This window comes from Stenotrophomonas sp. HMSC10F06, from assembly GCF_001807865.1.
GTDB classification, from domain to species: domain Bacteria; phylum Pseudomonadota; class Gammaproteobacteria; order Xanthomonadales; family Xanthomonadaceae; genus Stenotrophomonas; species Stenotrophomonas bentonitica_A.
This window is the reverse complement of the sequence record NZ_KV791261.1, coordinates 226,062-240,504: the sequence shown is the minus strand read 5'-3', so window position 1 is coordinate 240,504 and position 14,443 is coordinate 226,062. Positions and strand designations below refer to the sequence as shown.

4 protein-coding genes are annotated in these 14,443 nt (G+C 70.1%); all 4 read right to left on the bottom strand.

All coding sequences use genetic code 11. From position 1 onward, the window contains the following. Positions 1–52 precede the first annotated feature (52 nt). Positions 53–3,604 carry a sensor histidine kinase gene (locus tag HMPREF3113_RS05835; RefSeq protein WP_070471356.1) on the bottom strand — a complete coding sequence of 1,184 codons (3,552 nt, stop codon included), beginning with the start codon at positions 3,602–3,604 and terminating at the stop codon, positions 53–55. 53 nt (positions 3,605–3,657) lie between these two features. Next, positions 3,658–7,182: a response regulator gene (locus HMPREF3113_RS05830; protein WP_070471355.1), complete on the bottom strand. Its 3,525-nt coding sequence runs from the start codon at positions 7,180–7,182 to the stop codon at positions 3,658–3,660. Beyond that, complete coding sequence (locus HMPREF3113_RS05825) at positions 7,164–10,670, bottom strand: sensor histidine kinase (RefSeq protein WP_070471352.1); 3,507 nt, start codon at positions 10,668–10,670, stop codon at positions 7,164–7,166. Before HMPREF3113_RS05825 ends, HMPREF3113_RS05830 begins: the two co-directional genes overlap by 19 nt. A gap of 194 nt (positions 10,671–10,864) precedes the next feature. After that, the gene (locus HMPREF3113_RS05820) at positions 10,865–14,413 is read right to left on the bottom strand and encodes a hybrid sensor histidine kinase/response regulator (protein WP_070471351.1); all 3,549 of its coding nucleotides are present in this window, start codon (positions 14,411–14,413) and stop codon (positions 10,865–10,867) included. Positions 14,414–14,443 lie beyond the last annotated feature (30 nt).

Here is a 14,443-nt window from a genome sequence, read left to right as displayed (position 1 = left end):
TCCTGCGGTCTGCGGTCTGCGGTCTGCGGTCTGCGGTCAGCTATAGGGACCGTCAGCGGACCAACGGTCCGCTGCTACCGGGAGCGTGCAGCACCCGCGCGATCGCCTCCACCAGCAGATCGCCGGTGACCGGCTTGCGCAGGAAGGCATCGAAGCCTGCGTCGCGGGCCTGCTGCTCGATCGATGGATCGGTGCGCGCCGTGACCGCGATCAGCGGCATCTCGAACCCTTGGCTGCGCAGATGCTCAGCCAATGCGATGCCGCCCAGCCCGGGCAGATCCAGATCCATCAGCACCACTTCGAACGGCGCCTCGCTGACCTCGCGCAGCGCCGACAACGCGTGCTCGGCATGCACCACCTGGTGGCCACGCGCCGACAGCAGGCCGCTGACCACCTCGGCCACGGTCAGATCGTCCTCCACCAGCAGGATGCGCAGTGGCGGCAACACCCACTGCTCGCCCTCGGCCGCACCCGGCACGCCGGTGGTTCCCTGCTCCAGGGGCAACGGCAGGGTCACCGTGAAACGCGTTCCCACGCCGAGCTGGCTCTGCACGCCGATCTGCCCCTGCATCGCCAGTGCCAGTTCGCGGCAGATCGCCAGGCCCAGCCCGCTGCCCCCGTACTGCGCGGCGGTGCGGGCGCCATCGGCCTGCTCGAAGCGGCGGAACAATCGCTCCTGCTGATCGGTGCTGATGCCCGGCCCGGTATCGGATACCTCGATGTGCAACCCGCGGCCGGCCGTGATCGCGCGCAACGTCAACCGTACTTCGCCGTGGCTGGTGAACTTGACGGCGTTGCCCAGCAGGTTCAGCAGGATCTGGCGCACGCGCAGCTCGTCACCGACCGTGCGGGTGCCGGCCGGCAAGGTGTTGTCGACCACGAACCGCAGCCCCTTCTGCCCGGCCAGCGCGGCCATCAACGCACAGACATCGTCGATCGGTCGCTGCAGCTGGAACGGCTGCGCCTGCAGTTCCAGGCGCCCCGACTCGATCCGGGCCAGGTCCAGCGCGTCGTTGACCAGATGCAGCAGGTGCTCGCCGGCGTGGCGGATCGACTCGGTATAGCCACGCTGCTTGGGGTTCAATGGCGAGGACAAGAGCAGCTCGCTCATGCCCAGCACCCCGGTCATCGGCGTGCGCACCTCATGGCCCAGGTTCGCCAGGAAACGGGTCTTGGCCGCCGAAGCCTGCTCGGCCAGTTCCTGCTTCTGCAGGGCCAACTGGTAAGCATGCCGGCGCTGCAGCCGGCGCCGGTACAACCAGGCGAACAGACTGAGCAGCAGCAACACGGCCGAGGTCAGCAGCAGCAGGCCCGACAGGCTCCGCCACCAGGGCGGCAGCACCCGGAACTCCAGCACCTGTACCCGCGACCAGATGTGGTCGGCCGAGCGGGCCTGCACTTCCAGCCGGTAGCGGCCCGGCGGCAGGCGCGAGAACAGGCGTTCGCCGCCGGGTCCCACTTCCACCCAATCCGGGTCGTAGCCGGCCAGCCGGTAACGGTAGTTGTTCGAGGTGGAATCGGCGAAGGACAGCAGCCGCGCGACGATCCGCAGGTCGCGGTCGCCGTCGGCGATGTCCAGCGGCACCGCATGGGTCAGGTCCAGGACACGCTCGCCACGGCGCACCTCGACCCGCTCGATCACCAGGGGCGCGCGTCGCGTCGCCGGCTTGACCTGTGCCGGATCGAACACCACCACGCCGGCCGGCGTGCCACCCACGATGCGACCACTCGGGGTCAGCGTCAGCGTGCGGCGGCGGAATTCCTGGCTGGGCAGGCCATCATGGACGCCGTACTGGCGCACGCTGCCGGCTTCCGGATCGACACGCACCAGGCCGCGTGCATTCGCTGCCCAGACCACCCCCTGGCGGTCCACCACCAGACCGGTGGCGGTGATCGCGGGGTAGCCGGCACTGCTGCCGACCACTTCCTGCAGGGTCAGCCGATCGCCCTGCCAGCCGTAGTGCGAGAGCTTGCCTTCTTCGGAAAGCCAGACACTGTCATCGCCGGCCAGCGCCATCGCATGCACGCTCGCCGCGGGGCCACCGGGCAGCGGCTCGAAACGCGAGCGCGCCGCGACCCACTGCAGCAGTCCCTGCCCGGTGGCCACCCACAGGCGGTCCTGGGGACCGCACCGGATATCGAGCGCGTTCTGGCCCGCGCTCAATCCAGCGTGGCCCAGCGCGATGCGATGCAGGACGCGTCCATCGAGATCGCGCTGCTGCAGCCCGGTGGCCGACGCTGTCCACAGGCGCTGCCCGTCGCACAGCGCCAATGATTCGATCGCGCCCTCCATCGTGGCGTCCACCGCCGCGTCGCTGCCCCAGCGCCGCATCCGCTTCTGCCGGGGGTCATAGCGCAGCAGCGCGTCCCAGGAGCCGATCCAGACCTGGCCGCGCGGATCCTCCAGCACCGACTGCAGCCATTGCGTGCCGTCCACCCAGGTCCGGTGCTGTTCGATTTTCCCGCTGACCGGGTCGAACTTGTCCAGGGCGCCGTGCGTGCCCACCGTCCACACACCGCCGTCGGCGGCCGCGCCCATGCCCAGCACATACGCATTGCGCAGCGAGGCCGGGTCATCTTCCAACCGCGACAGCACCGAGAACTGCCACCATCGCGGCAGCAGATGCCACAGGCCGCCGTTGGTGCTGGCCAGCCAGATGCCACCCTCGCGATCTTCGTAGGCGCCGGTCCAGTTCGGCCGCACCTGCCCGCGCGCGATCGCGCTGTACAGCGGCACCTGCTGGAACTGGCCGTCCATCGCACGGCCCAGGCCCGAGCGGGTATCCAACCAATACCCGCCCTGCTCGTCGCGCAGCATCATGCCCAGGATCTGATCGCCATCGGCAACGGCCCAGGGCGCCGGTTCGAAGCGGCCATCCGGGCGGCGCACCGCCACCCCGACATTGCTGCTGATCCACAGGCTGCCATCGGCCTCGGCGGTGAGGCCGTTGATGACGCGCGCCGACAACTGGGCACTGGGCACCGGTTCGAAATCGTGTCCGGTCCAGCGCGCCAGGCCGGCTTTGGATCCGATCCACAAGGTGCCATCCAGGGTGGTGGCCAGATTGCCGACCGATGCCGCCGGCAGGCTGCGCGGGTTGCCCGGCTCGGGCATGAAGCGGGTCAGCGTGCCATCACGCTCCAGCCGGTGCAGGCCGCCCTGGTAAGTGCCGAACCAGATCGCACCGTCCGGGGTGGACGCCACGCTCCAGATCGTGTTGCTGCCGATTTCCGGATGGCTGTCGCGATCGTAGAAGCGGATCTCGCGGCGATCGGCCGACATCATCGCCAGGCCGGCGTTCTCCGTGCCGATCCACAGCTGATTGCGCGCATCCATGTGCACGCTCCAGACGTGGTTGTCGCGCAGGCCGTCCTCGGCACGCCAGATGCGGTAGTTGCGGCCGTCGTAACGGGCCAGGCCATCATTGGTGGCAATCCACAGATAGCCGTAGCGATCCTCGGCCATGCGATTGACGGTGTTGGATGGCAGGCCATCGAACACGGTGAGCTGCCGCGGCGTCGGCGGTACCGGCTGGGCCGACGCAAGCGCCGGCCAGAGCACACACAGGCCGATCAGCAACGGCCACAGCACACGCAACACCAATGGCTCTCCCGGGTCTGTCCCTCGATTCACTGCCGTCGCCCGAAACGGGCCTGTCACCCCTGACCACCCCGGTCGTCGGGCAACGCCCCGCATAGTAAACCGTTCCCTGCGCCGGCACGATCCACGCGCGGCAAGGCGAGCCGTTGTATCGCCGCGTGCAGCACATCGCCCTGCAGCGGCTTGTGCACCACACCGTCCGCCCCTGCGGCGATGACCTGCATCTCCAGGTCCGGCTCCCGTCTCGCCGTGAGCACCAGTACCGGCAGGCGTTGGCCCTGCTGACGCAGCAGGCGCAGCAATGACAGCCCGTCCATGCCCGGCAGGTCCAGATCCAACAGCATCAGCTGTGTGCCGGGGCGGGCCAGCGCGGTCAGTGCCGCCAGCGCGTGCGCGGCATGCACGACGGTGTGACCGCGCAGCCGCAGCAGTGCGCCGACCACCTCGGCCACCAGCGGATCATCTTCCACCAGCATGACCTGAAGGGCATCGAGCGCATCGCCCTGCGGTGCGGTCGCGTGGGGCCCGATCGCCTGGCAGCCTTCCAGCGGGACACTCAGCATCCCCTGCCAACGATGGTCAGGCAACCGCGACACGCGCAGGTGCCCGTGCATCGCGCCGATCAGCACGTCGACATCGGCCAAGGCCTCGCGTACCTGCAACGGCGCTGGGGACGGACAGGCCCCCGGTTCGGCGAGCACATCCAGCAGCAGGCCACTGCGGCCCGGCCGCCAAGCGATGCGCAGGGTCAACCGGACAGCCCCGGTCTGCTCTGCCAACCCGCACGCGAGCAGTTCCACGGCTTGTCGCAACCGGTCCGGGTCGCCCACGGCGCTGGCACCGGGTTGCAATGGCGGGGCCAACACGAGGCGGCAGCCACCCGCCTCCAGACCCCCGGCCACGGCGGCATGTACCTCGTCCCACCACGGACCGATGGCAAAGCCCCGTGGATGCAGCATCACCTTGCCGGCCTGCAGCCTGGCCATCTCCAACGCCTCGTCCACCACCTGCAGCAATGCACGCCCGCCCTGCTGGATATGCAGCACCTGCTCGCGCGCGCCTGCGGGTAACGGCGTGGCCAACAGCAGTTCGCTCATGCCAAGCACGCCGGTGAGCGGTGTCCGGACTTCATGCCCCAGCGTGGCCATGTAGCGCGCCTTGGCCTGCGCGGCCTGCTCGGCACGTGCCTGGCGGCGCGTGGCCGCCCGCCAGGCGAGCGCGCGCTGCCGCCGCTGCCTCAGCGTCCACACCAGCAACGTGCCTGCACTGGCGGCGAGCAGCCACAGCAACGCCCACGCCCCGGGATGCGCCCAACCGTTGTAGGCCACGTGCAGGTGCACCTGCTGCAGGGCCGACCATTGCCCATCCACGTCACGTGCCTGGAATTCCAGTACATGCTCGCCGGCCGGCAGGCGGGGGAAGCCGCGCGCGCCGCGTCGCCCGGCGCGGACCCATTCGGGGTCTTCGCCCCGCAGCCGGAATCGATACCCGCTCACACCGTCGGGCCGGCCGCTCAGCAGGCGCGCCGACAACTGGATGTCGCGATCATCGGCGTTGAGCTGCAGTGGATCGGTGGAAGGCAGCTCGACCCAGCGCCGTTGTCGACGCACCTTCACCCGGTCGATCACCAGCGATGCCGGCGTCGTGGCGTCGACCATGCCCGCCGGATGCAATGCGAGCACATCGCCGTTGGCTTCCAGGGCGAGCAGATGCGCTCCGGCAGCAACCAGGCCAGTATCGAACACCATCAGCGGCAGGCCATCATCGGCGGTGTACAGCCGCGCACTGCCGCGCTCCGGGGCCAGGCGCACCACCCCGCGCGCCGTGGTGGCCCATAAGGCACCATCCGGGGCGCCGCTCAATCCGCGTGGCAACGCGGCCGGTACTCCCTGCGCCGCGTCAACCCGTTGGCTGTGAGGCGGGCGGCCGGGCGCATGCTGGTAGGCCGACCAGCCCTCCGCATCGGCTGCCCACAGCCACCCATCGGAGGCCAGATGCAGCGCGCCGATCTCCCGCCGGCCGCTGCCCGGCACCGGGAGAAAACGGCTGGCCGCCACGTGCCACTGTTTGAGACCCTCGCCGTCCCCCAACCATACCTCTCCGCCAGGGCTGCACTGGAGCGCGAACTCCGCCACGCCCGGGCGCAGGCCCGCCGCCGCGTAGGCAGCACTGGCCAGAACGCTGCCATCGCCCGCACGCTGCTCCACGCGACCATTGCCGGCCAGCCACACGCGATCGCCACAGGCCAGCAACGCGGCCTGCGGCGACGTGCCCGGCGACACACTGGCCGCCCCCACCTGCCAGCGCTGCCGACGCCGGCGCAGCTGATCGATCCGGGTCAGCCACGGCGCCGCGAAGACCCACACCACGCCCTGCGGATCTTCAACCACCACGTGGCGATCGGCACGTGCTGGATCCTGTGCATAGGACCACCGCGCGGGGGAGAAGCCCTGCTCCGGCGAGAGACGGGCGAGCGTGCCGCCGCGTGCCCACCATGCGTGTGCGTCTGCCGCCGGGGCCAGGCTGCCTGCCGCACCGGCGATGGGTCCGGCCGGTGCGGCGAAACGCTCGAAGTGCCGCCACTGGGCGCCGAGTCGCCATACGCCCTGGCGGCTTCCCGACAACCAGACCCGCCCCTGCCGGTCCTCGAACGCCTGCCCGATGCGCGACACCTCGCGCCCGTGCGGCCGGGGCAGTTGGAGTGCGTGGTGGTTCCGGCCGTGCTGATCCTGCCACCACACCTGGTCGCCATTGCCGAACCAGTCCCCGCCACGCCGCGCCGCGCCGAGCCAACGGGCCGGTGTGCGATGCCCGGAAACGGGTTGCAAGGACGGCAGCTGCCGCACCCGCGAACCCTCGGCCGTGCTGGAATGCAACCGCCCCTGCGAATCCAGGCCGAGCGCGGTCACCGGCCGAGCGGAAGCGCCGAGCATCGCAGGCGTCTGGAACCGGTCGTGCTGCCACCTCGCCAGCCCGGCGGCACTGCCGATCCACAGGCCGCCGTGCGGATCGGACACGAGCCGCTCCACCCGTGCCGACGGCAAACCACCACCGCCAGCGGCCGGCAGGTGCTGACGCAGGAAGTGATCGCGGTCGAGCCGGAACAGACCGGCATCGCGGGTACCAAACCAGACGCTGCCATCGTCCATGGGTTGGATCGCCAGGATCGGGCTGGCCGCCACCGTGGGTACCGCCGGCCCCGCCCACCGGGCGAACTGCTGGCGGTCAGCGGAAAGACGCTGCAGATAACCGTTGCCGGTGCCGATCCATAGCTGGTCACGAGCATCGAGGGCCAGGCTGCGCACCACGTTGTCGGCCAGGCCGTGTTCCATGCGCCAGATCCGGAACCCGCTGCCGTCATAGCGCGCCAGGCCGTCGCCCGTCGCGAACCAGAGATAGCCCTTACGGTCCTCCACGATCTGATGCACCACGTTGGACGGCAATCCGTCGACGGTCGTCATCCGTACGCCATGGCTGGGCAGCGCCAGCACCGGAAACGCCTGCAGCAGCCAGACCAGCAGCCCCCACCGCCCCCATCGGCACCCGCGGTGCGGCGTGCCGCTCATGCGCTGCGCCGGCATCTGGCCAGTCCATCGCCCAACGCCGCCCGGCTCACGGGCAGGCGCAGGAACAGCTCGAAGCCGGCCGCGATCGCCTCGCGCTGCGCAGCGGCATCCGCACGCGCAGTCAGTGCTACCCGTGGCACCCCCGGCCACCGCCGCGACAGCCGTGCCCCCACGCGTTCGCCATCCACCCTAAGGGCGGGATCGACCACGATGACGTCCCAACCCGCACCGTCCGCGGCGGTGGGCGGCAGTGCATCCGCGCCGGGAAAGTGGGTGGGCAGATGGCCCAGGGAGGCCAGCATGGCCAGCAGCACCTCGGCAACGACCGCTGAGGGATACACCACCAGCACCCGCAGTGCGCCGGCCGCAGCCGGCCCCGGCAGCGCACACGCTGCAACGATGCCGGTGGGGAGCTCACCGCGCGGCAAGGGCAGCGCCACCTGGAAACAGGTGCCCTGGCCGGGAACGCTGGTCACGGTGATATCACCGCCCATGGCCACTGCCAGATCGCGTGAGATCGACAATCCCAGCCCACTGCCGCCGTAACGGGCCGCGGTCTGCGCGCCATCGGCCTGTTCAAAGCGCTGGAACAGGCGCTGGCACTGCGCCGGCGTCATGCCCGGCCCGGTATCGCACACCCGCAGCACGATCCCTTGGCCATCGTGTCCGCCGTGCGCTTCCAGCCGCACCGTTCCCTGCGCGGTGAACTTCAGCGCGTTGCCGAGCAGGTTGAGCAGGATCTGGCGCAGGCGACGCGCATCGCCGATGACGCACGCCGAGGCCGGCAGCGTGCTGTGCCACTCCAACGCAAGCGCCTTGCCCTGCGCCACCGGCAGCAGCAGCGCGTGCAGTGCTTCGATCATCCGCTGCAGCACGAATGGTGCCGGCTGCAACTGCAGTTCCCCTGATTCGATGCTGGCCAGATCCAGTGCGTCATCCATCAGCCGCAGCAGGTGCTCACCGGCATGGTGCAGGCTGTTGACCCGGCTGCGCTGGGAGGGCGGAAGCGGTGAGCGCAGCAGCAGTTCGCTCCACCCCAGCACCGCGGTCATCGGTACCCGGATGCGGGTCCCCAGCGTGGTCAGGAAACGGGTGCGCTGCACGGATGCGCGCTCGGCATGCCCCTGCCGGGCACGCAGCCAGCGCCAGCGGCGCTGCCGACCGCGGCGTACGTGGAAGCGCCATCCCCAGAGCCACACCGCACCCAGCCCCGCGGCCGCGGCGGCCCACCGGGCCGGCGGCGCCTGCCACCATGCCGGGACCACCTGCAATGTCACCCGGCGCACCGGCGACCCCCGGCCGTTTCCCTGCCGGGCCTGCACCTCAAGCGTCTGCAGCCCCACCGGAAGTCGCTCGAACACGCGCAGGCCGGTGGCATCACTTTCCTCCCACTGGGCCTCGTGATCCTGCAGCCGGAAGCGATACTGCACGTGCGACGGCGCACCGCTGCTGAGCAGCCGCGCGGCAACGCGCACATGCCGATCAGCACCCGAGAGCGGCACCGGGCCGGCGCCGACCGGCAGCGTGATCTGCGCCTTGCCACGGCGAGCAGTGATCGCATGGATGACCAGGCCCGGGGCGCGCTCAGGGCCCGCGACACCGGCCGGATCAATCAGCAACAGCCCGCCTTCGCTGACCGCAGCGGCGAGCCGACCGTCGGCGGTGCGCACCAGCCCGTGCGGCAGCACGCCCTGCGCCGGCAGCCCCTCATCGCCGCCGAAGTGGCGCACGCCGCCGCCGTGCGGGTCGACCCGGACCAGGCCACGTGCATCGCCTGCCCACGCAACGCCCGCTGCGTCGACCACCAGTGCGCGTGCCAGCAGACGCGGATACCCGTGCGCAGGGCCGAAGCTGTGCGTCTTGCGCAGCTGCTGGCCATCCCAGCGGTAGCGCCGCAGTACCCCGAGGCTGCTGATCCAGTAGTGGCCATCCTCGCCGCGGGCGATCGCCCCCACTTCGCCGCGCGGCGCTCCCTCCACGACCGCGAAGCGTTCCTGCGCCGGCAGCCAGCGTTTGACGCCGCTGCGGTCGGTTGCCCACAGCCGGCCATCGTCATTGCACAGCAACTGGGGGCCATGGCTCGGCGGCACCAGCCCGAGGGTGTGCGGCGCGGCGGACAACTGCAGCACACCGTCGGCATCGCGTCGCTGGATGCGGTCGGCACGCCCGAGCCACAACGATCCATCGCTGCAGGCCTGCAGATCGACCCTCCCCGCGTCGCCGCCCACGCCCAGCAACCAGTGACGGCGGCCACCGCTGCCCGGCAGGTAGCGCGACAACGTATTGCCACTGGCCACCCATACCTGGCCGCGACGGTCTTCGGCGATGGCCACGGTGCCCGCACGCAGGTGATCGGGGCGGTAGTCGACGCCCAGGTCGCTGCGCCCGCTCACCGTGTCAACACGCTGCAGGCGCCCGCGATCGCCGGCGATCCACACCCGCCTGCCATGGGAGGGCGCCAGGGCCAGCACGTGGTCGCCATCGAGTCCGGGCCAACCATCACGGGCGGCCGCCAGCAGCGTGAACTGGCGCCACCGCGCGGGCAGGTGCCACAGGCCCTCGCCGCGGCCGACCCACCACAGGCCGCCGACCCGGTCCTCCAGGGCATGGCTGACCGCAGCCGTGCTCATCACGGCGCCGGCGTATCCACGCAGCGGCACCGGCTGCGGCGCCTGCCCGCGCGCGTGAAGTCGCAGTCCGCTTGCGCCGGCGCTCCAGAGGTCGCCCGCGGTACTGCGCAGCACCGGCATCGCCGTGCCCTCCGGCATCCGATGCAGCTCGCCATCGCGCCACCGGTGCACGCCCTGCGGTGTGTGCACCCACACCCCGCCGTCCGGATCGGGCCAGAGCACGTGCACGTCAACGTGCTGGTCATCGTGCAGCGGTACCTGGATGAAACGATGTTCCTCACGCCGCAGTGCCCCCGCCGGCGTCCCGATCCAGAGCCGTCCCTGGTGGTCGGTGACCAGGGCAGTCACCCGGCGCACCGGGCCACCGTGCAGCTGCAACGGCACGCGTTGCCAGCGGCCGTCCGGATGCCGTGCGAACAGGCCATCGTCGAGGGTACCCACCCACACCACACCGTCGGGGGTGCTGGTGATCTGCTCGACGCCGATGCGGGGCAGGACCACCGCGCCATTGCCCGGCATGCTCTGGATCACGCGGCGATCAGCAGACAGCGTCAGCAGGCCCTGCGAGGCGGTCGCCAGCCAGAGCTGGTCCTGCGCATCCAGATGCAGCGCGCGCACGTCCACATCCGGCAGCCCCTGCTCCCTTCGCCACGCGCTGAAACGATGACCATCAAAGCGCAGCAGTCCATCGTCGCTGGCGAACCACAGATAGCCGTCGCGGTCTTCCACGACCGCACGCAGCGCCGCAGTCGGCAACGCGTCTGCAGGGCCCAGCGGCCGGGGCCAGGGCGCCGTGACGGGATCGCCGGCCAGAACAGGGACCGGCAGCCAGAGCACGAGACCCAGCATCACCGCAGCCCAGCGATGGCCCATCGGTGCGGATCGGCCTCCCCCCACGCGTACCCCGACCGTCCTCTCCTGCATGAACAGCAAGGTATGCCAAAGCCACGCGAAGCGGGCTGGCAGGGTCTGGACCCGGTCACAGTCCGATCAATCAAATTTCAGATCAAAAAAGAAACTACGAGGCATGGCATTGATCGCACCGGTGCGCGCTGTGCTTCGGCTGATCAGTGTCGGGGCGACTTCCCGGCGCGCGCCTGCACGATCGCATCGATCAGCATGTCACCGGTCACCGGCTTGCGCAGGAAACCGTTGAATCCGGCCGCCAGCACCTGCTGCTCGGCGTAGGCATCCGAGCGTGCGGTCACCGCGATCAGGGGCAGCTCATAGCCCATCGCACGCAGTTGTCCCGCGATGGCGATGCCGTCCAGCGCCGGCAGGTCCAGGTCCAGCAGACCCACGTCGAAGCGGTCGGCCGCCACCTCGGACAACGCCGCCAGGCCGTGCAGCACGTGCACCACCTCGTGCCCGCGCGAGCGCAGCAGCCCGGCGATGACATCGGCCACGGTGGCATCGTCCTCGACCAGCAGGATGCGCAGCGGCGGCAGTTGCGTGCGCGTGTCATGGCCCGCCTCACGCGGCGTGCCGAGCGGCTGTACGGTCCAGGGCAACGGCAGCGATACGGTGAATCGGGCGCCATCGCCCAGCCGGCTGTCGATCTCGATCCGGCCACCCATCGCCACCGCCAGTTCCTGGCAGATCGCCAGGCCCAGGCCACTGCCACCGTAGCGCGATGCGGTCCGTGGGCCATCGGCCTGTTCAAAGCGATGGAACAACCGTTCCTGCTGGTCCTGGTTGATGCCCGGCCCCGTATCGGAGACCTCGAAAATGATCGCGCGACCCTCCTCGCCCAGTTCGACCCCCAGGCCGACATGGCCATGCTCGGTGAACTTGATCGCATTGCCGAGCAGGTTCATCAGGATCTGCCGCACACGCATCTCATCGCCGCTGACCTGCACTGGACCCGGCAGGTTGAAGCTGCGTTCGAACGCCAGCCCACGGTGGTGGGCCATCGGTTCCATCAGGGCTTCCACCTGCTCCAGCAACGACATCAGATCGAACGGACGCAGATCCAGCTCCAGTCGCCCTGCCTCGATGCGGGCCAGATCCAGCGCGTCGTTGACCAGCCGCAGCAGATGTTTGCCGGCATGCTGGATCGAGCCGGCATACCCCCGCTGCACCTCATCCAGTGGGGTCGACAGCAGCAGTTCGCTCATGCCCAGCACGCCGGTCATCGGTGTGCGCACTTCGTGCCCGAGCGTGGCCAGGAAGCGGCTCTTGGCCTGTGACGCCTGCTCGGCCAACTGTTGTTTGTGCACCGTCAGCTGCCATTGCTGGCGACGGCGCAGGCGCGCACGTGCGACGTACGCCAGCGCGGCGATCCCGATCAGGCCCAGCAGCACATAGCCCACGATCGCCCAGCCACTGCGCCACCATGGCGGGCGCACCTCCAGGTCCAGCGTGCTGGGCGGCGTCCACGCGCCCTGCGGCGTCGCGGCCTGCACCTCGATGCGATAGTGCCCGGCGGGCAGGCGCGACAACAGGCGCTCGCCATCGGCCGCCTGCATCACCCAGTTCTGGTCATAGCCGGACACCCGGTAGCGGTAGCGGTTGCCATGCGGGTTGGCGAACGACAGCAGGCGCGCGGACACGATCAGGTCGCGGTCCTGCGGGCCCAGCACGATCGGTGCCTGCGGAGGCAGCATCTGCTGGCCCTCGGCATCGTCACGACGCACCTGCACGCTGTCGATCACCAGCTGCGATGGCGGCAGCACCATGTCCGCCGCGTCCGGATCGAAACCAACCAGCCCGGTCGCGGTCACTGCCAGCACCCGGCCGTCGCGTGTCTGCACGGGCGGGCGATTGCTGAACTCCACATCGGGCAAGCCGTCGCGTTCGCCATACAGCCGCAATCGACGTTCGCTGCCCTGCCAGCACACCAAGCCGCGTGGCGTGGTCGCCCATACCTGCCCGTGGCTGCCCAGCGCGAGCCCGCCCATCGACACCGCCGGCATCCCTTCGGCCGCGCCGACGCGTTCGCGCAGGCTCATGCTGAGCCCGTCCCAGCGGTACCGTTCCAGCGCGCCTTGGCGCGCCAGCCAGAGTTCATCCGGGCCGGTCCAGGCGGCATCGTAGATGCTGCCGCGGGAAATCCCGGGCACCTGTTCGAAACGGTCGTTGCGCCACCGCATCAGCCCCATCTGGTCGCCCATCACCCAGAGCTGCCCGCGCGGATCGAACACCATCTGCTCGACCGGATTTTCGGTCAGCCCGCGGTTCTGGTCGTTGCGGATCGTATCGAGCACGTTGCCGCGGGCGTCGCGGCGCTGGATGCCGAAGTTCATGATCGACAGCCACAGCTCGCCATCCGGTGCCTGCCGGATCAGATCGATGCGCTGGCGTACATCGGCGCCACCGCCGATCTTCCATTCGCGCAGTGTGCCGGTGGCCGGCTGGTACAGATTCAGACGGCCCGCGCGACCGATCCACACGGCGCCGTCCTCGCGGGGCAACAGCGACCACGCCGCGCCCACCCCGATCTGTTTGTCGTCGGCGATCTGGCGCAGCTGCCCCTGCACATCGAGACGGTAGAGCCCGTGCGCGCCGGAAATGTAGAAGTCGTCCCCCGCCGCTGCCGCGCCCAGCAGGTACACACTGTCCAACGGCTTGCCGTCAAGCTGGTACCAGCTGGAGAAACGCTTCCAGTCCGGTGGGAGGTAGGCCAGTCCCTGGGTCAGCATCGCCACCCACAGGCCGCCTTCATGATCCTGCAGCATGTCCAGCACGCCACTGCGCGCGGTCAGGAAGCCACTGCCGGCATCACCGGCGAGCAGCCGCGCGGTGCTGGCATCGCCGCGGTACAGACCATCGGCCGTGCCCAGCCAATAGCCGCCGTTGCGGTCGTGGATCACCGTGGCCGCACGTACATCGGCGCTGAGCTTCCAGGGCGCCGGACGGGCCTGGTCATCGGCACCGATCTCGAACAGCCCGCCTTCGGTGCCCGCCCAGACCGTGCCATCGGGCTCGCGGGTCAGGCGGAACACGCTCTTGCCGCCCAGCAGGGCCGGCGCGATCCGGGTGAAACCGTCGCCATCCCAGCGGGCGACACCGTTGGAGGTCCCCACCCAGACCCGCCCCTGCGGATCGGCCAACAGGGTGTAGATGGTGTTGTCGGGCAGACTGCGCGGATCGCTCGGGTCGGCCTGGTACCTGACCAGCGCCCCGTCTTCGCTGCGCCGGCATATGCCGTGCTGGTTGGTGCCGATCCACAGCGATTGGGCGGCATAGGCCAGCGACCAGAACTGGCCCTCGCACGCGGCATTGAGCTCGGGGAACCGCGCGAACGCGCTGCGGTCGGGGCCGAGCATGCTCAGGCCAACCCCATTGCTGCCCACCCAGACCCGGTCCTGCGGATCGATGAGCAGGGTTTCCACTTCGTTGCCGGGCAGCGAGCCGGGCGCGTCCGGATCATGCCGCCACACCCGCAGGCCAACGCCGTCCACGCGGGCCAGGCCATCATCGGTACCGGCCCAGATATAGCCCTGGCGATCCTGGGCCAGCGCCAGCACCATGCGCGACGGCATGCCCTCGGCCGCGCCCAGACGGCGCAAGCGTGGCGTTTCTGCCGATGTCCCTGCGGCTTCCAACACTGGCGGCACTGCGCACAACCACAGCCCCAACAGCACGATGCCTGCACCCCAGCGGCGCGTGCTCATCGATCCGGTCTCCCTGTTGGTGCGGATTGT

Coding starts and splice junctions, on each gene's coding strand:
- HMPREF3113_RS05830 (WP_070471355.1), bottom strand. CDS start 7,182: ATGCCGGCGCAGCGCATGAGCGGCACGCCGCACCGCGGGTGCCGATGG.
- HMPREF3113_RS05825 (WP_070471352.1), bottom strand. CDS start 10,670: ATGGGCCATCGCTGGGCTGCGGTGATGCTGGGTCTCGTGCTCTGGCTG.
- HMPREF3113_RS05820 (WP_070471351.1), bottom strand. CDS start 14,413: ATGAGCACGCGCCGCTGGGGTGCAGGCATCGTGCTGTTGGGGCTGTGG.